Below are 19,967 nucleotides of genomic sequence, written 5' to 3'. Positions count from 1 at the left end.
AAGACATGAAACTACGACCAATCATCGTGGGAGCGATGGCGCTTGCCTTGGCGTCCGCCGGTCCCGCCCTATCGGCAGACCCCGTCAAGATCGGCTTCATCACTAAGTTCCCCGTGGAATTCTACTCCACCATGGAAGAAGCCGCCAAAGCCTATGCCACCGCCCATCCCGACGTCGAGATCATCTACGGCCAGGGGGCCTCAGGCACCGATATCGAAGGGCAGATCGCCCTGATCGAGTCCATGGTCACCCAGGGCGTGCAGGGCATTGCCATCACGCCGGTCGATCCGACCGTGGCGCCGGCGCTCGACCGCGCCATCGAGGCCGGCATCAAGATTGTCCTGATGGACAATGACATTCCTGACTGGATGGGAAAGGCAGCGCTCGCCACTACCGACAACTACAATGCGGGCAAGCTGGCTGGCGAATACCTCAAGACCGTCCTGAAAGATGGCGATACGCTCGGCATTCTCGAAGGCGTGCCTGGCGTACCCGCGCTCGATGACCGTGTCACGGGGATGCTCAAGGGACTGGCCGGCGGCCCTGATGTGCAGATTGTCGGCAAGAACAGCACCAACTGCACACAGGAACTTGGCGTCTCCGCTGCGGAAGACCTGTTGACTGCCAATCCGGACCTCAAGGCCATCTATGCGGCCTGTGGCCCGCCGGCCGTCGGCGCCAGCCAGGCAATCGAAAATGCCGGTATCGCCAATGATGCCATTGTGCTGGTGGGCTTTGACGCCTGCTGCGGCGAGATCGACAAGATCGTCTCGGGCCAGGAAGACGCCACCGTCGCCCAGTACCCGGCCAAGATGGGTGAACTCGGCGTCGATACGCTGGTCCGCGCCATCCGCGGTGAAACGGTTGAACTGCTGGTCGATACCGGCGCCGGCCTCGTCACCGCCGAGAACGTCGCCGACTTCCAGTAGCCAATTGCAGGGGGCGCGGCCTGTCTCCGCCCCCTGTTCCCCAATTCAGGACATGCACTATGAACGTCATCGATGCACTCGAATGCAGCGAGCCCGGTAGCTTGCGCCTCGTCGGCCGGCCGTCGCCGGTGCGCCTGCCGGGCGAAATCCTGGTCCGCCCGCGCCGTGTCGGCATCTGCGGCACCGACTATCATATCTTTGAAGGCAAACACCCCTTTCTGAACTACCCCCGCGTCATGGGCCATGAGCTGGCCGTGGAAGTCATCGAGACCGAGGAGGGCTCGAACTTCGCCGTCGGCGATGTTGCCGTGGTCAATCCATACCTGTCCTGCGGCCACTGCATTGCCTGCCGGCGCGGCAAACCCAATTGCTGCACGCGCATTGAAGTGCTGGGCGTTCACCGCGATGGCGGCATGACAGAGCTGCTTTCCCTGCCTGAGGGCAACCTGATCCGCGCCGAGGGCCTGAGTCTGGATGCCTGTGCGACCGTTGAATTCCTCGCCATTGGCGCACACGCCGTGCGCCGTTCGCGAGCCAGGACGGGTGACCGCGTGCTCGTGGTTGGCGCCGGACCGATCGGGCTGGGCGCGGCCCTGTTCGCGGCGCGCGCCGGAGCCTCGCTGACCGTGATGGATCGCGACCCCGAGCGCCTAACGGCAGCTACAACCATTCTTGGCCATGTCGCCACCGTCGTCGCAGACAGCGGCAGTGCAGCCCGGATCGCCGAACTCACGGGCGGCGACGGCTTCGACATTGTATTCGACGCGACGGGCAACGCGGAATCCATCCAGGCCGGCTTCGGCGCCGTCGCGCATGGCGGTACCTATGTGCTGGTCAGCGTGGTCAAGGGCGACATCAGCTTCACCGACGCAGAATTCCATCGCCGGGAGATGTCTCTGCTGGGTAGCCGGAACGCCATGACGGAGGACTTCTCCGCTGTGATCAGCGCGATCAGGGAGGGCGCCATTCCCATCGATGCCCTGATCACGCATCGCACGGCGCTTGCAGATGCCGTCGAAGACTTACCGCGCTGGGCGGTGCAGAAGCATGGCCTTATCAAGGCAATCATCGAGCTTTGAGAGTGCTTCGGCGACGGTCGACAGAGGTAAGCCAGGCTACATAGGTGGTACATGAAAAGCGATACAGTCTATAAGGCGGCATTCAATGCGATGCTGGACCTGCTGGCTGCATCCAGCATCGGCATGGCGCTACCCCCCGAGAACGATCTAAGCCGCGTCCTGAATGTCAGCCGGACGACTGTCCGCAAAGTGGTGGTCGAGATGGCGGCACGCGGCTTCCTTGCTGGCGAAGGTCGCAGCCGTATCATCGCCAGCATGCCGCCGGGCTCGGCTCGCTTTTCCGATGCCGAAACCACCTCCACGTCCGACCAGGTCGAGCGCCAGTTCATGGAGTGGATGCTGCGCGGTGACGCGAAGCCCGGCACGCTCATCAACGAGCTCGAACTGGCGCGCGTTTTTGGCGTCGCCACCACGGGGATCCGCGAGTTCCTCAATCGCTTCCAGCGCTTTGGCCTGATCGAGAAGCGCCCCAATGCCGGATGGCTATTCAAGGGCTTCACCGAAGACTTCGCCATCGAACTGTTCGAAATCCGCGAGATGTTCGAGACCCGGTCGGCGCTCGCCCTGGCCGAACTGTCCCCATCCGCGCCAGTCTGGGCACGCCTTCGGGCCATCGAGCGCGAGCATCATGACCTGCTCGGCGCGATCGACGATCGGTTCCACGATTTCTCGGATCTGGATAACCGTTTCCACCGCATGGTGAACTCGGCGGTTCCCAACCGGTTCATTGACGATTTCTACGACGTCATCACCTTCATATTCCACTACCACTACCAGTGGAACAAGCGCGACGAACGACGTCGCAACGAGATCGCCATCAGCGAGCATTTGGCCTACATCGCCGCGCTATTCAGCCGCGACCGAGATCAGGTTAAGGCTGTCTGCAACCGCCATCTGACTTCAGCCAGAGCAACCATGCTGCGATCGTTCGGGCGCTAGGCTAGGTCTGAGCGCCAGAAGTCCGTAAGGGCTGCGTATTCAGGCGCTTGGGCCGGAAGACCAGGTTGCTTCTGTCCCGCGGCACCCCACTCTCCGCGTCCGTTTTGTCAAAAGGCTGAACGAAAGCGGACTGTCTGTTTCCCACCCCAAACTGGTCGCTGCACCGTATCTGACCAAGCGCCGGTTGCCCTATCCCAGATGCGCCGCAACCTCATCCGCCATCGGTATCGCCGGCTGCGCTCCCGGCTTGAGACATGCCAGGCTTGCGGCGACGGCCGCGCGGGCCATGGCGGCTTCGAGATCGAGGCCCGCGTCGAGGCCGGCGGCGAGGTAGCCGCAGAAGGTGTCGCCGGCGCCGACCGTGTCGATGGGCTTGACCGGCAGGGCGGGTACGGCGATGCGCTGGCCCTCCGCGGTGACGGCGCGGGCGCCGTCGCCGCCCAGCGTCACGATGACGGTCTGGCGGTGCTGTTGTGCCCAGTCGCCCATGGCGGCGTCGAGCTGGTCGATGCCACGGCCGGATAGCAGGGCGAATTCGGTTTCGTTGGCGATCAGGATGGCGGCCTTGGGGGCGATGGCAGCGGTGCTGTCGAGGAAGGGCGCGGTATTGAGGATGGCGGTGATGCCCTGGGCCCGCGCGAGGTCCAGCGCCCGCTCGGTCGCCGCCTGGGGGATTTCCTGCTGCACCAGCATGACGCCGCCGTTGACGCCCTTGAGCGCGGCATCGGCATCGGCTTCGGTCATGGCGCCATTGGCGCCGGGCAGGATGGCGATGACGTTCTCGCCATGGCTGTCGACGAAGATCATGGCGATGCCGGTGGCGCCGTCGACCACTTTCACGGCCGAGAGATCGACGCCATCGGCCTTGAGCAGGGCGAGGGCGAGATCGGCGAAGCTGTCTTTGCCGACGCCAGAGACGTGGCGCACCGGCGCCCCGGCGCGCCGCGCCGCCAGCGCCTGATTGGCGCCCTTGCCGCCGGCCGCCATCGAGAAGGTGCCGCCGGCCACCGTTTCGCCCGGCTTGGGCAGGCGGCTGACGGTGCCGATCTGGTCGAGATTGGTAGAGCCGAAGACGGTGATCATGCGAGCATCTTTTCTATCGTGTTCCAGTTGCGCGCCGTATCGAGCACACCTTTGCCGAGCCTGGCATAGAGGGGCTTCAGCACCGCCTCGACACCTTCGGTATAGCGCCCGTTGGGCTGGCGGTAACCGGCAATGTAGATGTCGCGCCTGTCGATGCGCAGAATTTCGGTATGGCCGGGCTGGTCGGCAATGGTGATGCCGGTGGGCAGCTCCTGGTCGAACATCAGCACATGGCGATGGCAGTCGGCCTTGGGGTCGAGGTTGCCGAAAGGGTGCTTTTCGAGCATGGCGCGCAGCTCGGTCTCCGAGCGCAGCACCACCCCGACCGTGAAGCCGAACTGCGCCGCGATGGCCTTTTCCAGCTTCGCCTTGATCGCCCCGGCATCGCCTTCGGCGGCAAGGCGGACATTGCCGCTGGCCACCACGGTCTTGATGTCGGAAAAGCCGGCCGCTTCGAGGCAGGCCTTGAGCTCGGCCATCCTGACCTGTCGCTTGCCCAGATTGATGCCGCGCAGGAAGGCGAACCAGGTGGTCATGGCGCCTTGGTCTTCTGCGGATAGATGGTCTCGCCCTTTTCCAGCATGTCGACGAAGCCGGCGATTTTCCGGGCGCGAGCGGCCGGGGTCTTGAGGTTGATGACGCGGAAGATCAGGGAGAAGCGGTTCTGGGCGGTCAGGGTGCGGTAGAATTCGAGGGCGGCCGGGCTGGCTTCGATCGCCGCCAGCAGGTCCGGGGGCGGGTCCATCGTGGTCCGGTAGGAGGCGTCCCAGCGGCCGTCGGCCTTGGCGAGATCGACATGGCTGAGACCGTGCCCGGTCATTTTGCCTTCTTCGATCAGGCGGGCGACATTGGCCTTGTTGACGTCGCTCCAGGCGCTTTTGGGCTTGCGATGGGTATAGCGCTGCACGAAGCTCTCATCGTCCCAGCCCTTCTTGATCGCGTCGATCCAGCCCCAGCACAACACGACATCGATCGCTTCGACCGGGGTGATGGTCGGCCTGCCGCTGGCCTTCTTGAAGATGCGAATCCAGACCTCGTCTTCCTTGTCGTGGTTTTCCGCCAGCCAGTCGTAGAAGGCGTCCTTGCTGGCAAACTCCCGGACCTTGGCCGGATCGACGAAGACCGGGGCCATGGCTAGACCTCGGCCGCGCCGGCTTCGGCCAGGATGGCTTCGAGCCGGGGATCGAGCAGGTCGGCTGGCGGCAACTGGATGCCGAAGGGGCCAGAAAGCACCTCGCGCATTTCGGCAACGCTGGTCAGCAGCCGGCTTTCGGAGGGCTCGCCGGCACTATGGGTGGTGAAGCGGTTGTTGCGCAGGGCGAGCCGCCTGCCACTGGGCGACAGCGCCACGCGCAGCTCGCGGGTGAACGGGGAAGCCGGGTCGGTCGAGAGCGTGAGGTTGCTCGCGGCGTAGTCATCGAGGCTTTGTTCGGTGGTGTCGAAACTGTAGAGCGGCCGCCAGTCCGCCCCGATCCGGGCCTCGAGCGTCCAGGCCGGCTCGCCGCCGGTGAGGCGGAAGGTCTCGTGCGGCGTGGCCTGTTCGCTATCGGCCCTCAGCCGCAGCGGGGCGGTCAGCGTCAGCCCGCCAAAGCCGGTATCGGCAATATAGGTGGCGCCCCCGATTTCGACGGCCAGCAGCATATGCGTCGGCGGCCGGTCGATGGCCGTGGGATCGGTCCACAGCACGCGCGCGGCCAGGCCCCGCACGGTGAAGTCGAGATCGGCCAGCATCGCCATCAGCAGCAGGTTATGCTCGTAGCAATAGCCGCCACGCCGGTCGGCGAGCAGCTTTTTCTCAAGGCTCGGCAGGTCGAGATTGACCGGCAGGCCCAGCAGCGGATTGAGATTTTCAAAGGGGATCGCCGCCGGGTGCAAGGCATGAATGAGTTCGAGAGTCGCCAAGGTCGGGGCAATCGATCCGGCAAAGCCGATTCGCTCGAAATAGGCGTTGAGATTGACCTTTTGGCTCATTGGCCACCCTTGCCGCTGGTTACGTCCGGCCCGCAATATGGTCGATGCGGCCGCCCCTGTCACCGGCACGGATGGCGATTTAGCCCGCAAGAGGGGCTGGACAGGCGGGGATGGCGCCCTACGCCTGGGCCCGGCGCACGCGGATGACCACGTCGACATGACTGACCTTCATGCCCTTGGGCGCTTCGGGCAGGCTGGCGAATTCGACCGAGGACGCGGGGATGTCGATCATCCGCTGCTCGTCTTCCACGTAGAAGTGATGATGGTCGGACGTATCGGTATCGAAATAGGAGCGCGATGCGTCGACGGCCACTTCGCGCAGGAGCCCGGCTTCGTGGAACTGGTGCAGCGTGTTGTAGATAGTGGCCAGCGAGACGTTGACGCGGGCATCGGCGGCCTCGCCATGCAGCTGCTCGGCGCTGACATGGCGGTGCGGACCGCCGAACAGCAGCTCGGCAAGCGCCACGCGCTGACGGGTCGGGCGAAGACCGGCCATGCGCAGGACCGCGGTCAGGCAGGGCTTGCGCGAAGGCATGGAACGGGCGGTCTGGGTACGATCGGTCATTGGGTCCTTGAACGTCGGAAGGGCCGGAATTGCTGGCTTCCTTATAACTATGGCAGGAAATTCACACAAGCGGCTGGGGCACCGCAGGCCCGGCCATTGCCCACAATGGCCAAGACCCGCCGACTTGACCCCCTTCCCGCGCGTCTATACGAGACAAAACTGAAGGTTAACCGGGGTTTCAGGCATGGCCGAACGGCAGCACGCATTTGGGAAAGAAGAACTGCTGGCCCATGGGCGCGGCGAATTGCCCGGACAGGGCGACGCGCGCCTGCCCGCGCCGCCGATGCTGATGTTCGATCGCATCACGCAGATCGACGAGACCGGCGGCGCCTATGGCAAAGGCCAGGTGCGGGCCGAGCTCGATGTCAATCCGGACCTGTGGTTCTTCAAATGCCATTTCATCGGCGACCCGGTCATGCCCGGCTGCCTGGGGCTCGACGCCGTCTGGCAGATGACCGGCTTTTTCCTCGGCTGGATCGGCCAGCCAGGCAAGGGCCGCGCCTTGGGCGGCGAGATCAAGTTCACCGGCCAGGTGACCAATGACGTCAAACTGGTCGAATATGGCATCGACCTCAAGCGCGTGATGAAGGGTCGCTTGACCCTGGGCATCGCCGATGGCTGGGTCAAGGCCGACGGAAAGGTCATCTATGAAGCAGCCAACCTGCGCGTTGGCCTGTTTACCGATGCCCAGATGAAGGCCGAACAGGTCGCCTGAAACGGCCTTAAAGCTGCGCCGATCCGAACCCTATAATGAGGCGCCGGCCCCAAGGGCGCCCGAGCAAGACGACAGAGCGAGGACACGATGAGACGAGTTGTCGTAACCGGCATGGGTATCATTTCCTCGATCGGCAATTCGCTGGACGAGGTGACCGCAAGCCTGCGCGCCGCCAAGCCGGGTATTGTCGCCGCCCCCGATTATGCCGAGCTGGGTTTCCGCAGCCAGGTCAAGGGCGATCCGGGCCTCGATCCGTTCGAGATTCTCGACCGCCGCGTCACCCGCTTCATGGGCAAGGGCGCCGCGTGGAACTACCTGGCCATGCAGCAGGCCATTGCCGATGCCGGGCTGGAAGAGAGCGACATTTCCAACCCGATGACGGGCATCGTCATGGGTTCGGGCGGCGCTTCCACGCGCACCATCGTCGAGGCCGCCGACATCACCCGCAAGAACATGAGCCCCAAGCGCATCGGGCCGCTGGCCGTGCCCAAGGCCATGGGATCCACGGCTTCGGCGACGCTGGCGACGCCCTTCGGCATCAAGGGCATCAACTATACCATCACCGCCGCCTGTGCGACGTCCAAGCATTGCATCGGCAATGCCATGGAACAGATCATGCTGGGCAAGCAGGACATCGTCTTCGCCGGCGGCCACGAGGACCTGGACTGGACGCTGTCCGACCTGTTCGACGCCATGGGCGCCATGAGTTCAGACTTCAACGCCACCCCGGCAAAGGCCAGCCGCTGCTATGACGCGGCGCGCGACGGCTTCGTCATTTCGGGCGGCGCCGGCGTGCTGGTGCTGGAAGAATACGAGCATGCCAAGGCGCGCGGTGCGAAAATCTGGGCCGAGCTGGTCGGCTATGGCGCGACCTCCGACGGGCTCGACATGGTTGCGCCCTCGGGCGAGGGCGCCGAGCGCTGCATGCGCATGGCGCTGAAGAATGTCAAACAGAAGGTCGACTACATCAACCCGCATGCCACCTCGACCCCGGTGGGCGACCTGCGCGAGATCGAGGCCATCCGCGCCCTGTTCGGCAACGAGGACAAATGCCCGCCCATCTCGGCCACCAAGTCGCTGACCGGCCATAGCCAGGGCGCGACGGGCGTGCATGAATCGATCTATTCCATCCTGATGATGAAGCACCGCTTCATCGCCGAAAGCGCCAATATCGAGGTGCTGGACCCGGCTTTCGAGGACATGCCGATCCTGCGGCAGCGCCGGGATGACGTGGATTTGGGCGTGGTGCTGAGCAATTCGTTCGGCTTCGGCGGGACCAATGCGGCGCTGGTGTTCAAGCATCCGGATGCGTAGGGGCACGCCCTCGTGGTTCGAGGCTCGCGAAGAGCTCGCACCTCACCATGAGGGCTACTGGAGCACCGAGCCAGGAGTAGCCCTCATGGTGAGGCGGGAGCGCAGCGACCCTCGAACCACGAGGGCGTGGCACTTCAATACGAAAACTCCGAAAACCGCCCGCCCTTGCCGTCATAAGTCAGCACTCTCCCCACCAGCGGCTCGCCGATGCCGGCGATGAGCTTGATGGCTTCCATGGCCATCAGCGTGCCGATGACGCCGGTGAGCGGGCCCAATATGCCTGTGGCTTCGCAGGAGGGCAGGTCAGTGTCGTCGGCCTCGGCGGGGTAGAGGTCGGCAAAACGCGGGCCGCTGGGGGCGAAGACGGTGACCTGGCCGTCGAACATGGAGACGGCGCCCGAGACCAGCGGCAGACCGAGGGCTTCGCACGTGGCGGCGACGATGCGGCGGGTGCCGAGATTGTCGGTGCCATCGATGACCAGGTGGTAGCCGGTGAGGACGGCCGTGGCATTGGTGATGTCGAGGCGGTCGGTGTGGATCGCTACGGCCACATGCGGGTTGAGCGCGTGGGCGAAGCGCCCGGCGCTTTCGGCCTTGCTGTCGCCGATGGTGGTGTGGATCACCTGGCGGTGCAGATTGCTGAGCGAGACCATGTCGTGGTCCACGATGCCCAGCGTACCGATGCCGGCGCCGGCGAGATAGGCGATGACCGGGCTGCCGAGCCCGCCGGCACCCACGACCAGCACGCGAGCCTGCTTCAGCGCCTGCTGGCCCGCCCCGCCCATGCCCTTGAGCACCAGGTGCCGGGCGTAGCGGCGGGTTTCCTCGGGTGAGAGCGGGTCAGAGGCCAAGCGGCACCGCGATGAAGCGCCGGTCGGGGCCTTCGAAGCCCCCCGGATAGACCGAGACCAGCGCCACCGCATCGCTGATCGAGCCGGCACTGAAGGGCAATACCACGCCATAGAGACGATAGGTCACCGGGCAGCCGCGCGACCGGGGCAGGGCGCCATCGCGGTGGATCAGCCGCGCGCTGCCCATATTGGCGATCATAAGTTCGTAGCCCAGCGGCTCGACCGAGAACCAATCGGCGCAGGGCGCGGCCGCCGTGGTGGGAAAGCTGCGCAGGCGCAACTCATAGTCGCCGGTGACGTCGCCGGGATTGTAGCCGGGCGCGCCGAAACGCAGGCTCTGTCCGTCGGCGCCGGGCGCGCCGTCGCCGATCAGGGCGGCGAACTCGGCCGGCACGTCGATGCCGAAGCCCGCGATATCGGCAGCCGCCTGCACCTGCGCCTCGGCCCGAATCTGGGCAAGTGTGACGCCCTCGTCATCGGCCTGCTCGCGGATCGGGGTGCCGACCACCCAGGAATCGGTGCTGAGATCGACGACATAGATGCTCGAATAGGCAAAGCCCGAGCCGTCCTGGATGCCGAATTCCTCGAAGGCGAAATATTGCCCGCTCTCGGAATAGCCGATGATATCGACCAGCGCCCGGTCGCCGGCCAAAGCGGGGGTGGCCAGCAGCGCCAGCATGGCGAAAACACTAGCGCCCCGTCGAGCCATGCCCACCCTCGCCGCGTTCGGTTGCATCGAGCGCCTCCCGTTCCTCGAATATGACCCGGCTGACCGGCGCCACCACCATCTGCGCGATGCGCTCGCCCCGGCGCACCGCAAAGGGCGCTGTGCCGTGGTTGATCAGCAGCACCTTGATCTCGCCGCGATAGTCCGCATCGACCGTACCGGGGGAATTGAGCACGGTGATGCCGTGCCTGGCGGCGAGGCCCGAGCGGGGGCGAATCTGGGCTTCATAACCGGGCGGCAGGGCGATTGTGAGACCGGTGGGGATCATCGCCACGGCGCCGGGGGCGATTTCCACCACCAGGTCGGGCGCCAGCGCCGCGGCAAGGTCGAGCCCGGCAGCACCCGGCGTCTGCTGGCGCGGCAACGGCAGGCCTTGGCCATGGGCGAGCCAGACCAGGTCGATCGAAACAGGATCGTTCATCGGTAGCGACGCTCCACCGCTGCACGGATTTAAATATTGCGGCGGGCAATCTAGGGTTAAGTCCTTGAATCGGCAAGCGGCTTACCACGACGGCATGGTAACCAGCCGATAGAGCAAAGCCAGCATGGCCAGCCCGGTCACCCCGATCAGCCCCAGCAGGGCCCAGCGCAGCAGGCCGTCGCGGCGCGGCGTCAGCTTGCCGGCATGGTAGTCGGCCAAAGCCAGTTCGGCCTGCGCGGCAATGACCGGCAGGCGGCCGGCGGCTTCTGCGATGACCTTGAAATGCTCCTTGAGGTCTTCGATGCGGCCCAGGGGCCCGGCTTCCTTGCGCAGCCAGTCGCCGACCACCGGCTCGGCCACGGTCCAGATATCGAGATCGGGATCGAGCGCGCGGGCGACGCCTTCCACCAGCACCATGGACTTTTGCAGCAGCACCAGCTCGGGACGGGTCTGCATGGAAAAGAGATCGGTGATGGCAAAGAGCTGGCCCAGCACCTTGGCCATGGAAATGTCGGAAGCCGTGCGGCCATGCAGCGGCTCGCCGATGGAGCGGATGGCCAGGGCAAAGTCATCGACCGACTGGTCCTTGGGCACATAGCCGATATCGAAATGCCGCTCGGCCACCAGGCGATAATTGCGGGTGATGAAGCCGTAGAGGATATCGGCGAGGAAGCGCCGTTCCTTGCGGTTGATGCGGCCCATAATGCCGAAATCGACGGCGATGACGTCGCCGGTCTTCGGATCGGCGAAGAGATTGCCCGGGTGCATGTCGGCATGGAAGAAGCCGTCGCGGATGGCATGGCGCAGGAAGCCCTGCAGCAGCTTGGCGGCCAGCGCCTTGCGGTCGATCCCGGCCGCATCGAGCGCCGCATGCTCGCGAATGGGGATGCCCTCGACCCAACTCGTGGTCAGCACGTTCTGGGCGACATGGTCCCAGCTCACGGTGGGGATGACGAAGCCGGTATCGTCCTTGATATTCTCGACCATTTCGGAAATGGCGGCGGCTTCGAGCCGCAGGTCGAGTTCGAGCCGGGCCGAGCGGTCGAGGGTTTCGACGACCTCGGTGGGGCGCAGCCGGCGGGTGGATTTCACCCAGCCTTCGGCGAGGCGCGCCGCGGCATAGAAGCTCTCGATATCGGCCATGAACCGGGCTTCGACACCGGGGCGGAGGATTTTCACGGCAACGGTTTTCGGCAGGCCATCGGCAGGTTTCAGCCGGGCCTTGTGGACCTGGGCGATGGAGGCGGCGGCGACAGGTGGGGACAGCTCGGTGAGTTCACCGGCCTTGTCGCCGAGCGCGGCGGTCAGGATGGCGGGGACCAAAGCCGGGTCGAACGGCTCCATCTTGTCCTGCAGGCCACTGAGATCATTGGCGATCTGCGGGCCGACCACATCGGGGCGGGTCGCCAGCGTCTGGCCGAACTTGACATAGGTCGGGCCGAGGCGGTTGAGCGCCTTGTTGAGGCGTTCCACATGGCCGGTCCTGCGCACGCTGGGTCGTTCCACCAGCCGACCCAGCCAGATGCCGACGCGCAGGGGCGCCAAAGCGGGGGGCAATTCGCCGGGAATGGAAAGAGCACCTTCACGGGCCAGGACATAGCCGGCCCGGAACAGGCGGAAATAGGCGGAGAGGATCATTTTTCTTCCTTACCTCTCCCTTTGGGGGAGAGGTCGGACTTCGCAAAGCGAAGGCCGGGTGAGGGGGCCTTGTTCAAGTGTTCGGCAATCAGCAGGAGCGCGCCTTCGACATTGGTCAGGACATCGTTGTTCCAGAAGCGGATGACCTGATGGCCGTGTTGGGCGAGGGCCCCGGTCCGTTGCTCGTCCCTGTTGGACCCGGCATGCTGGCCGCCATCGAGCTCGACGATCAGGTCTGCCTCGCGGCAGGCGAAGTCCGCGATATAGGGCCCCACCGCCTGCTGGCGGACGAACTTGAATCCGAGCAATTGGCGATCCCGCTGCACCGACCACAGCTTGCGCTCGGCGTCGGTGGAGTTCTGGCGCAAAGTCCTGGCGCTTCTGGCCGCAAATTTCGTCTTGAGGACGCTCATAAGGCCCCCTCACCCGCCGCTGCGCGGCGACCTCTCCCCCAAAGGGAGAGGTAAGGACGGGCTCCGCCCCATCAAATCTTCCACCCCGAAAACAGCGTGGCGATGTTGCCGGTGAAGGAAGTGTGCTTCACCCGCTTGAAGCCCGCCGTGGTCAGCATGGCCGAAAAGGCCTGCGGGTTGGGGAATTTGCGGATCGATTCCACGAAATACTGGTAGGGCTGGGCATCGCCGGTCACCAGCCTGCCCATGGGCGGGATGACGCGGTCGGAATAGAGCTTGTAGACCGCGTCGAAGCCGGGCACGTCGACCTGGGAAAATTCGAGCACGAGGATGCGGCCGCCGCGTTTCAGCACGCGATGGGCCTCGTTCAGCGCTTTCTGGATGCGCGGCACGTTGCGAATGCCGAAGGCGATCGTATAGGCGTCGAAACTGTTGTCCTCGAAGGGCAGTTCCTCGGCATTGGCCTCGACGAAACCGGCCTGCGCCGGGTAGCGCCAGGTCTTTGCCCGCTCGGCGCCGACGCGCAGCATGTCGGCATTGATGTCGGAAACCACCACTTCGGCATAGCCGACCGAAGCATTGATGATGCGCTCGGCGATATCGCCGGTGCCGCCGGCCATGTCGAGCACCCGGTATGGCCGCGCGCCGGTCCTGGGCGGGGCCAGCTCGTTGACCAGGCCATCCTTCCAGATGCGGTGGATGCCGGCGCTCATCAGGTCGTTCATCAGGTCGTAGCGATCCGCCACGTCGTGGAAGACCTTGTTGACCAGGCCCTGCTTGTCGTCCATGGCCACGGTCTGTTCGCCGAAATGGGTGGTTTCTGTCGCGTCAGTCATGGCGTTGCTCGATACAATTTGAATGGCGCGCACCATATATAAGACCTTCCAGATTGCCCATGGCACAAAGCCGCACAGGTAAAAGGATAAGAAATGCCCGAACTGCCCGAGGTCGAAACCGTCCGCCGTGGCCTCGAACCCTGGCTGGTGGGCGCGACCATCGACAAGGTGACGCTCAACCGCAAGGATTTGCGCTTTGCTTTTCCCGCGGGGCTGGCCCAGGCGCTGGAAGGGCAAGCCGTGGTCTCGGTGGGGCGGCGGGCCAAATATCTGCTGATCCAGCTCTCCAACGGCAGGACCGTGCTGAGCCATCTGGGCATGACCGGCTCGTGGCGTTTTGCCGAACACGGCATCGACAAGCCGCCGCGCTATTACGAGCCGGGGACGGAGCCGAAACACGACCATATGGTGTGGGACATTTCCCATCCCGAACACGGCAGGAGCCATTTGATCTATGCCGATCCGCGCCGCTTCGGCTTCATCGATCTCTACGATGATGTGGCAGACAGCCCTTATCTCAGGGATCTGGGGCCCGAGCCGCTGGGCAATGATTTCAATGCCGGCGAAATGGCCGTGGCCTTCAAGGGCAAGAAGGCGCCGATCAAGGCCGCTCTGCTCGACCAGCGCGTGGTGGCGGGGCTGGGCAATATCTATGTGGCCGAGGCCCTGCACCGCGCCCATATCCTGCCCACAATATTGGCGGGGACCCTGGTGACGGCCAAGGGTGCGCCCAAGCCGGCGCTGGACGACCTGGCCCATGCGGTGCGGCAGGTGCTGGTGGAAGCCATCGAGGTGGGCGGCTCGACGCTGCGGGACTTCCGCAATGCCGAGGGTGGCTCGGGCTATTTCCAGCACCGCTTTGCCGTCTATGACCGCGAAGGCGAACCCTGCCCGACGCCGCTCTGTACCGGGGTGGTGCAAAGGATCGTGCAATCGGGTCGCTCGACGTTTTTCTGCCCGGTGTGCCAGCAGGCGGTCTAGCACCCGTCGGCTTCGCCGCCGACTTCTCCTCTGAGGGGCGAGGCAAGGAGCCCTGAATCCAGTTGACGCTCCCCCGCCTTTCCCCTATAGACCGGCCAACTTGGCGGCAGTCGAAAGCCGCCGATTTCATTTCATGCCGGACGACTGCTGCGCGATAAGCGTGCAAACGGCCGGTTGGACGCCAAGAGGACCGTTATGGCCAATACGCCGTCAGCCAAGAAGGCTACCCGCAAGATCGAAGCCCGCACCGCGGTCAACAAGTCGCGTCGTTCGCGCGTGCGCACCTTCATCCGCAAGGTCGAGGAAGCCATCGTGGCCGGCGATCACAAGGTCGCCATGGAAGCCCTCAAGGCTGCCGAACCCGAGATCAACCGCGCCGCGACCAAGGGCATCGTCCATGCCAACCTGGCCGCCCGCAAGGTCAGCCGCCTCAACCACCGGGTCAAGGCGCTCAGCGTCTGATCTGGTTCTGCCGCGGTATCTTTCCAGCGCGGCCCCGGCCAAGGATTTCGGGCTCCCCAGGGAGCCCTTTTCTTTGTATGGTAGACGGGCAAGGATTTTCCGAATTGACCGCTCTGTGTCATCGGCGTGACAGCCGGGTGACAAGGGGGCCCCAATGAGGGAAATGGACGTTTTATCAGGATTTTCAGTCGCTTAGCGGCTTGTCGCTGGTTCTTTCGGCCATTGCCGGACGGCGTTTTACGGTAAAGTCCGGCCAGCGCCGAAATAATATTTTTACTGCGTGATGAGGGCTAAGGTTTGGAATCTGCGTTGAGTCACAGGCCCTTGGTTTGAGGGACTTTGGCGGGGCCGGGCAACCGAAAATGACATCCTCGGAGTCAAGCCCTCATTTTGCAGATTCCACGGTTGCAGCTCCAAAATCGTCCCTCTACAGTAATCTGGCCAGCGCGAAAATGGACACCAGAAACGAGTGTCCGGCAGCGACTGGTGGGGTCATTTTTCGGGGCGTTGGTTTTCAGCTTCTCGGCAGCGATGCGGTAGGCGTTTCATTCCGGTAAGGGTTGTGTTGGCGGCGAGTTTGGCTTCCGGTCCGATCAGGATCGGCGGATTTCAGTAAAGCCTTCGGCCGATAGGCCGGGTTCACGACAAGGAACGAGTTTGAAGCCGGTGGCTTTCCACCGGACAGAAAAATGCGCCCGTCTCAATCGGGCGTGGTGGCGAAGCCGTGGCCGATGGACCGCAGAGTCCGGGGGGCATGGCGAACAGGGCAGACAGCCGTACGCGCTTTGCGGGCCGGACGGATCGAACAGAAATGGGGCACTTCACGATGATGCGACAGGTAACCGCGGGAAGAGATGATTGGGTCCAGGCCAATCCCTCCTCCTCCCTTCCGACCACACAAGGCGAAAAACCTGTCATGACCACCTCCGACACTTCCGAAGGTCAGCGCGAACTCTGGAACCGGGTGCGCGCCCGTCTCAAGGCCGGCGTCGGCGAGGATGTGTTTACCTCCTGGTTCGCCCGCCTCGAGCTCGAGGAAATGGTCGAGGACGTGGTGCATCTGTCGGCGCCGACGCGGTTCCTTTGCTCCTGGGTCCAGTCCAACTATGCCGACCGTATCCTGGAAGCCTTCCGGCAGGATGCCGAAGAGGTGGCCCGCATTCAGGTCACCCTGCGCGTCAACGGCCAGGCCCGCCCCCGCCTGGCCCAGCCCCAGGCCGAACCTGCCTCGCCCAGCCAAGCCGCCGCCCCCTCGGTGACCGCCGCCCCGGCTCCGGTACACCAGCCGCGCCTGGTGCGCGACAATTCCGCCGCCAAGGGCGACGCCCTGGCCGGCAGCGCCATCGACCCGCGCATGACCTTCGACAGCTTCGTACCCGGCTCGGCCAACGAAATGGCCCTTGGCGTCGCCAAGCAGATCGCCCAGGCCGTCACCAACAATACGGTGAGCTTCAACCCGGTCTATATCCATTCCACCGTCGGCCTGGGCAAATCGCATTTGCTCAACGCCATCGCCCACCAGGTGCAGCAGGCCGATCCGGCCAAGAACATCGTCTACCTGACGGCCGACCACTTCATGTACCATTTCATTGCCGCCGTGCAGCGCCAGTCGGCGCTCGGCTTCAAGGACTGGCTGCGCCGGGTCGACCTGCTGCTGATCGACGACATGCAGTTCCTGCAGGGCAAGTCGGCCACCGAATTCGGCCATACGCTGGGCACGCTGCTGACCGGCGCCAAGCAGGTCGTGGTGGCCGGTGACGCGCCGCCGCGCGATCTCGAAATGCTGGACGAGCGGATTCGGTCGCGCCTCTCCGGCGGTCTCGTCGTGCCGATTTCCGGCTTCGACCTCGACCTGCGCAAGGCCATCGTGCAGCGCCGCGCCGAGCAGTCGGCCGCCCGCTATGGCATGCATTTCCCGGCGCCGGTGATCGACTATGTCGCCCGCGCCGTGGTGAGCCATGGCCGCGACCTCGATGGCGCCGTCAACCGGCTGGTGGCCGCCAATCAGCTCACCGGCGAACTCATCACCGTGCCGCTGGCCGAAAAGACCCTGGGCGACCTGATCCGCTCGCGCGAAGCCCGCCGCGTCCGCATCGAGGACATCCTCAAGATCGTCTCGCGCCACTACAAGGTGCCGCGCAACGAATTGCTGTCGGCCCGCCGCTCGCGCGACGTGGTGCGCCCGCGCCAGATCGCCATGTTCCTCGCCAAGGCGCTGACCAGCCGCTCGCTGCCCGAAATCGGCCGGCGCTTCGGCGGCCGTGACCACACGACGGTCCTCCACTCGGTCCGCAAGGTCGAGCAGATGATCAAGGACGACGTGGAACTGGCCCAGGAAATCGAACTGCTCAAGCGCATGCTGGAGGAGTAGGCGTCACGCCTCGTGGTTCGAGGGTCGCTGCGCTCCCGCCTCACCATGAGGCTACTGGGAGCGCTGCGCCCTCGGAGACCTCATGGTGAGGTGCGAGTTCTTCACGAGCCTCGAACCACGAGGTCGGGGAAGCAGAACATGGGAAATCCCCGCCACCTGCCCTTGCTAATCCATTCACAAATTGCAAATGTCCAACCCCGGTCAGCCGGGGTTTTTTCGTTGCCCCAGACGCAGCCGCGCAGTGCCAGGGATATAGCCGAATGAAAGTCACGCTCGAACGCAATCATCTGCTCAAGTCGCTGGGCCATGTGCATCGGGTGGTGGAGCGGCGCAATACCTACCCCATCCTGGCCAACGTGCTGTTCAAGGCCAGCGACGACAAGGTCGAACTCCGGGCCACCGACCTCGATATCGAGGTGACCGAAAGCGTGCCGGCCATGGTGTCCACGGCGGGCACCACCACGGTTCCGGCCCATACGCTCTACGAAATCGTGCGCAAGCTCAGCGATGGCGCCGAAGTGCGGCTGGAAACCGATGGCGGTGAGAACATGGTGCTCACCTCCGGCCGCTCGCGCTTCAACCTGGCCTGTTTGAGCCCCGACAGCTTCCCCGATCTCAAATCCGGCAGCTTCGGCCATGACTTCACCCTGCCGGCCTCGGCCCTGCGCGAATTGATCGAGCGGACCCAGTTCGCCATCTCCAATGAAGAAACGCGCTACTATCTCAACGGCATCTATTTCCACACTGTCGACGTGAGCAATGCCGGCACGGTTCTGCGCGCCGTGGCCACCGACGGCCACCGCATGGCCCGCGCCGAGATCGAGGCGCCCGCCGGCGCCAAGGGCATGCCCGGCATCATCGTACCCAAGAAGACCGTGGGCGAAGTCCAGAAGCTGCTCGATGGCGCCGAAGGCGACGTTGCGGTGGAAGTCAGCGACACCAAGATCCGCTTTACCGTGGGCTCGGTGGTTTTGCTCAGCAAGCTCATCGAGGGCACCTTCCCCGATTACGACCGGGTGACGCCCAAGAACAACGACAAGCAGATGAATGTCGACCGGGCGAGCTTCGCCACCGCGGTCGACCGCGTCTCGACCATCGCTTCGGATCGCGGCGGCAAGGCGGTGAAGCTCCAGGCCAGCAACGGCCTGCTCGAACTGTCGGTGACCAATCCGGATCATGGCACGGCCAGCGAGGAACTGGCGGTGGATTTCGATACGGACGGCTTCGAGATCGGCTTCAACGCCCGCTACCTGCTCGACATTATCGGCCAGATCCGCAGCGATAACGCCGTCTTCATGTTCAACGATGCCGGCTCGCCGACGCTGGTGCGCGACGATGGCGAAACGCGGGCGCTCTATGTGCTGATGCCGATGCGGGTTTGATCGGCGGCTTCTTTTTCCAAGTGAAGGCCCCCTCACCCGGCCCTGCGGGCCGACCTCTCCCCCAGAGGGAGAGGCGTCGCTGCGCGACGGGAGCCCGCCTTCACCTCTCCCTGGGGGGAGAGGTCGCCGCGAAGCGGCGGGTGAGGGGGCCTTTCAAAGGCGCTGTGCTTGCATGACCCGCCACCTCTCCCGCATCCGCCTCACCGCTTTCCGCAATTATGCCGCGGCGGCGCTTGACCTCGATTCCCGCCATGTCGTGCTCACCGGGCCCAACGGCGCCGGCAAGACCAACCTGCTTGAAGCCATCTCCGTGCTGTCGCCCGGTCGCGGCCTGCGCGGGGCGAGCTTCGAGACCCTGCAGGCCCATGGCAGCGATATCGGCTGGGCGGTGGCGGCGACGGTGGAAACCGATGACGGGCCTGCCGATATCGGCACCGGGGCAACACCGGATGGCGGGCGGCGGGTGCGGATCAATGGCGCCAATGCGCGCTCCATCGAGGCGATGAGCGACTATCTGCGCGTGCTGTGGCTGACCCCTTCCATGGATGGGCTGTTCTCGGGCCCGGCCGGCGACCGGCGGCGCTTCCTCGACCGGCTGGTAACGACGCTGATCCCATCCCATTCGGCATCGGTCGGCGACTACGACAAGGCCATGCGGCAGCGGAATCGGCTTCTGGAGGACAATGGCGATCCGGCCTGGCTCGACGCCATTGAAAGCCAGATGGCCGAGCTGGGCGCCTCGATCCATCTGGCGCGCAAGGACAGCCTGGCGCATCTGCAGGCGCTGATCGAGCAGAGTCTTGATGACGAGAGTTTTCCAGCCGCCCATCTGGCGCTGACGCCGCTCTTGGGGGACGGCGCCGAGCCGGCCTCGTCAGCGGCGCTCGAAGCCGCGCTGATCGCCCTGTGGCGGGCCGCGCGCGGGGTTGATCGGGCGGCCGGACGCACCATATCAGGACCACACAGAGTGGACCTCGAAGTGACCTATGCCCAGAAGGCCATGCCGGCCGCCCTGGGCTCGACCGGGGAACAGAAGGCGCTGCTCATCGGGCTGATCCTGGCGCATGCGCGGCTGGTGAAGCTCAGGACCGCCATCACGCCCTTCCTGCTGCTCGACGAAATCGCCGCCCATCTCGATCCCGACCGTCGCCGGGCGCTGTTTTCGGCGCTCGACGGGCTGGGGACGCAATGCTTTTTGACCGGCACCGACCGGCTGCTGTTCGAGGCTCTGGGTGGCCGCGCGCAGATGGTGACAGTGCGCGATGGGCGGGTGTCGAAGGGGTAACCCGC

Annotated in this window: 21 protein-coding genes; 10 read left to right on the top strand and 11 right to left on the bottom strand. The window is 64.8% G+C overall.

All coding sequences use genetic code 11. The features are described from left to right. Window positions 1–5 precede the first annotated feature (5 nt). The 3 genes from ASD80_RS07325 to ASD80_RS07315 all read left to right on the top strand — a co-directional run bounded on the left by ASD80_RS07325 (window position 6) and on the right by ASD80_RS07315 (window position 2,947). Window positions 6–929 carry a sugar ABC transporter substrate-binding protein gene (locus ASD80_RS07325; RefSeq protein ID WP_056230830.1) on the top strand — a complete coding sequence of 308 codons (924 nt, stop codon included), beginning with the start codon at window positions 6–8 and terminating at the stop codon, window positions 927–929. 68 nt (window positions 930–997) lie between these two features. Next, window positions 998–2,008 carry a zinc-binding alcohol dehydrogenase family protein gene (locus tag ASD80_RS07320; RefSeq protein WP_056231341.1) on the top strand — a complete coding sequence of 337 codons (1,011 nt, stop codon included), beginning with the start codon at window positions 998–1,000 and terminating at the stop codon, window positions 2,006–2,008. Window positions 2,009–2,059: 51 nt separating this feature from the next. Next, window positions 2,060–2,947 (top strand): GntR family transcriptional regulator, encoded by an 888-nt coding sequence (locus ASD80_RS07315; protein ID WP_056230828.1) that lies wholly within the window; start codon window positions 2,060–2,062, stop codon window positions 2,945–2,947. 189 nt (window positions 2,948–3,136) lie between these two features. Here ASD80_RS07315 and ASD80_RS07310 read toward each other — a convergent pair whose 3' ends face one another. The 5 genes from ASD80_RS07310 to irrA form a co-directional block, all read right to left on the bottom strand. Next, window positions 3,137–4,030 carry a ribokinase gene (locus ASD80_RS07310; RefSeq protein ID WP_056230826.1) on the bottom strand — a complete coding sequence of 298 codons (894 nt, stop codon included), beginning with the start codon at window positions 4,028–4,030 and terminating at the stop codon, window positions 3,137–3,139. Then, a complete protein-coding gene (locus ASD80_RS07305) occupies window positions 4,027–4,566 on the bottom strand; it encodes a DUF1697 domain-containing protein (protein WP_056230824.1) in 540 nt (179 codons plus the stop codon). Before ASD80_RS07305 ends, ASD80_RS07310 begins: the two co-directional genes overlap by 4 nt. Then, on the bottom strand, window positions 4,563–5,162 hold the full coding sequence (locus tag ASD80_RS07300; RefSeq protein ID WP_056230822.1) for a YdeI/OmpD-associated family protein: 600 nt from the start codon (window positions 5,160–5,162) through the stop codon (window positions 4,563–4,565). Before ASD80_RS07300 ends, ASD80_RS07305 begins: the two co-directional genes overlap by 4 nt. A gap of 2 nt (window positions 5,163–5,164) precedes the next feature. Continuing rightward, window positions 5,165–6,001: an arylamine N-acetyltransferase family protein gene (locus tag ASD80_RS07295; RefSeq protein ID WP_056230821.1), complete on the bottom strand. Its 837-nt coding sequence runs from the start codon at window positions 5,999–6,001 to the stop codon at window positions 5,165–5,167. Window positions 6,002–6,119: 118 nt separating this feature from the next. Continuing rightward, the gene (gene irrA, locus ASD80_RS07290; RefSeq protein WP_056231338.1) at window positions 6,120–6,536 is read right to left on the bottom strand and encodes an iron response transcriptional regulator IrrA; all 417 of its coding nucleotides are present in this window, start codon (window positions 6,534–6,536) and stop codon (window positions 6,120–6,122) included. 214 nt (window positions 6,537–6,750) lie between these two features. On the opposite strand from irrA, the gene fabA reads away from it, so the two are divergent. Together fabA and fabB are read left to right on the top strand one after the other, a co-directional pair. Next, window positions 6,751–7,281, top strand: coding sequence for a 3-hydroxyacyl-[acyl-carrier-protein] dehydratase FabA (gene fabA, locus ASD80_RS07285; protein WP_056230819.1), 531 nt, complete (start codon window positions 6,751–6,753; stop codon window positions 7,279–7,281). A gap of 87 nt (window positions 7,282–7,368) precedes the next feature. Next, window positions 7,369–8,595: a beta-ketoacyl-ACP synthase I gene (fabB, locus tag ASD80_RS07280; protein WP_056230818.1), complete on the top strand. Its 1,227-nt coding sequence runs from the start codon at window positions 7,369–7,371 to the stop codon at window positions 8,593–8,595. 134 nt (window positions 8,596–8,729) lie between these two features. On the opposite strand, the gene ASD80_RS07275 is transcribed toward fabB, so the two are convergent. From ASD80_RS07275 to ubiE, 6 genes are all read right to left on the bottom strand, one after another. Then, on the bottom strand, window positions 8,730–9,446 hold the full coding sequence (locus ASD80_RS07275) for a HesA/MoeB/ThiF family protein (protein WP_056230816.1): 717 nt from the start codon (window positions 9,444–9,446) through the stop codon (window positions 8,730–8,732). Beyond that, the gene (locus ASD80_RS07270) at window positions 9,436–10,155 is read right to left on the bottom strand and encodes a DUF2259 domain-containing protein (RefSeq protein ID WP_162247332.1); all 720 of its coding nucleotides are present in this window, start codon (window positions 10,153–10,155) and stop codon (window positions 9,436–9,438) included. The genes ASD80_RS07275 and ASD80_RS07270 overlap by 11 nt, the downstream gene beginning before the upstream one ends. After that, the gene (gene dut, locus ASD80_RS07265; protein ID WP_056230813.1) at window positions 10,136–10,594 is read right to left on the bottom strand and encodes a dUTP diphosphatase; all 459 of its coding nucleotides are present in this window, start codon (window positions 10,592–10,594) and stop codon (window positions 10,136–10,138) included. The genes ASD80_RS07270 and dut overlap by 20 nt, the downstream gene beginning before the upstream one ends. An 81-nt stretch (window positions 10,595–10,675) precedes the next feature. Next, entirely contained in the window at window positions 10,676–12,232 is a 1,557-nt protein-coding gene (gene ubiB, locus ASD80_RS07260; protein ID WP_056230811.1) for a 2-polyprenylphenol 6-hydroxylase, read from the bottom strand. Further along, window positions 12,229–12,645: an endonuclease domain-containing protein gene (locus ASD80_RS07255; RefSeq protein WP_056230809.1), complete on the bottom strand. Its 417-nt coding sequence runs from the start codon at window positions 12,643–12,645 to the stop codon at window positions 12,229–12,231. The genes ubiB and ASD80_RS07255 overlap by 4 nt, the downstream gene beginning before the upstream one ends. Before the next feature lie 71 nt (window positions 12,646–12,716). Next, window positions 12,717–13,499 carry a bifunctional demethylmenaquinone methyltransferase/2-methoxy-6-polyprenyl-1,4-benzoquinol methylase UbiE gene (gene ubiE, locus ASD80_RS07250; RefSeq protein ID WP_413813366.1) on the bottom strand — a complete coding sequence of 261 codons (783 nt, stop codon included), beginning with the start codon at window positions 13,497–13,499 and terminating at the stop codon, window positions 12,717–12,719. A 75-nt stretch (window positions 13,500–13,574) separates the two neighbouring features. Between ubiE and mutM the strand changes: the two genes are divergently transcribed. From mutM to recF, 5 genes are all read left to right on the top strand, one after another. Continuing rightward, on the top strand, window positions 13,575–14,462 hold the full coding sequence (gene mutM, locus ASD80_RS07245; RefSeq protein ID WP_056230807.1) for a bifunctional DNA-formamidopyrimidine glycosylase/DNA-(apurinic or apyrimidinic site) lyase: 888 nt from the start codon (window positions 13,575–13,577) through the stop codon (window positions 14,460–14,462). 195 nt (window positions 14,463–14,657) lie between these two features. Then, window positions 14,658–14,924, top strand: coding sequence for a 30S ribosomal protein S20 (gene rpsT, locus ASD80_RS07240; protein ID WP_056230805.1), 267 nt, complete (start codon window positions 14,658–14,660; stop codon window positions 14,922–14,924). Window positions 14,925–15,840: 916 nt separating this feature from the next. Continuing rightward, window positions 15,841–17,295, top strand: a complete 1,455-nt coding sequence (gene dnaA, locus ASD80_RS07235) for a chromosomal replication initiator protein DnaA (RefSeq protein WP_056230804.1) — start codon at window positions 15,841–15,843, stop codon at window positions 17,293–17,295. A 260-nt stretch (window positions 17,296–17,555) separates the two neighbouring features. Further along, window positions 17,556–18,677: a DNA polymerase III subunit beta gene (gene dnaN, locus ASD80_RS07230; protein ID WP_056230802.1), complete on the top strand. Its 1,122-nt coding sequence runs from the start codon at window positions 17,556–17,558 to the stop codon at window positions 18,675–18,677. A 172-nt stretch (window positions 18,678–18,849) separates the two neighbouring features. Next, entirely contained in the window at window positions 18,850–19,962 is a 1,113-nt protein-coding gene (gene recF / locus ASD80_RS07225; RefSeq protein ID WP_056230801.1) for a DNA replication/repair protein RecF, read from the top strand. The last annotated feature ends 5 nt before the right edge of the window (window positions 19,963–19,967 follow it).

Source organism: Devosia sp. Root635, assembly GCF_001427605.1.
Lineage (GTDB): Bacteria > Pseudomonadota > Alphaproteobacteria > Rhizobiales > Devosiaceae > Devosia.
This window is presented reverse-complemented; position numbering and strand designations above follow the sequence as displayed.

Bases quoted from the DNA above. Each gene is read 5' to 3' on its own strand.
- ASD80_RS07255 (WP_056230809.1), bottom strand. From the start codon at position 12,645: ATGAGCGTCCTCAAGACGAAATTTGCGGCCAGAAGCGCCAGGACTTTG.
- dnaA (WP_056230804.1), top strand. From the start codon at position 15,841: ATGACCACCTCCGACACTTCCGAAGGTCAGCGCGAACTCTGGAACCGG.
- fabB (WP_056230818.1), top strand. From the start codon at position 7,369: ATGAGACGAGTTGTCGTAACCGGCATGGGTATCATTTCCTCGATCGGC.
- ASD80_RS07295 (WP_056230821.1), bottom strand. From the start codon at position 6,001: ATGAGCCAAAAGGTCAATCTCAACGCCTATTTCGAGCGAATCGGCTTT.
- fabA (WP_056230819.1), top strand. From the start codon at position 6,751: ATGGCCGAACGGCAGCACGCATTTGGGAAAGAAGAACTGCTGGCCCAT.
- mutM (WP_056230807.1), top strand. From the start codon at position 13,575: ATGCCCGAACTGCCCGAGGTCGAAACCGTCCGCCGTGGCCTCGAACCC.
- recF (WP_056230801.1), top strand. From the start codon at position 18,850: ATGACCCGCCACCTCTCCCGCATCCGCCTCACCGCTTTCCGCAATTAT.
- dut (WP_056230813.1), bottom strand. From the start codon at position 10,594: ATGAACGATCCTGTTTCGATCGACCTGGTCTGGCTCGCCCATGGCCAA.
- irrA (WP_056231338.1), bottom strand. From the start codon at position 6,536: ATGCCTTCGCGCAAGCCCTGCCTGACCGCGGTCCTGCGCATGGCCGGT.
- dnaN (WP_056230802.1), top strand. From the start codon at position 17,556: ATGAAAGTCACGCTCGAACGCAATCATCTGCTCAAGTCGCTGGGCCAT.
- rpsT (WP_056230805.1), top strand. From the start codon at position 14,658: ATGGCCAATACGCCGTCAGCCAAGAAGGCTACCCGCAAGATCGAAGCC.
- ASD80_RS07270 (WP_162247332.1), bottom strand. From the start codon at position 10,155: ATGGCTCGACGGGGCGCTAGTGTTTTCGCCATGCTGGCGCTGCTGGCC.
- ASD80_RS07315 (WP_056230828.1), top strand. From the start codon at position 2,060: ATGAAAAGCGATACAGTCTATAAGGCGGCATTCAATGCGATGCTGGAC.
- ASD80_RS07300 (WP_056230822.1), bottom strand. From the start codon at position 5,162: ATGGCCCCGGTCTTCGTCGATCCGGCCAAGGTCCGGGAGTTTGCCAGC.
- ASD80_RS07325 (WP_056230830.1), top strand. From the start codon at position 6: ATGAAACTACGACCAATCATCGTGGGAGCGATGGCGCTTGCCTTGGCG.
- ASD80_RS07305 (WP_056230824.1), bottom strand. From the start codon at position 4,566: ATGACCACCTGGTTCGCCTTCCTGCGCGGCATCAATCTGGGCAAGCGA.
- ubiB (WP_056230811.1), bottom strand. From the start codon at position 12,232: ATGATCCTCTCCGCCTATTTCCGCCTGTTCCGGGCCGGCTATGTCCTG.
- ASD80_RS07310 (WP_056230826.1), bottom strand. From the start codon at position 4,030: ATGATCACCGTCTTCGGCTCTACCAATCTCGACCAGATCGGCACCGTC.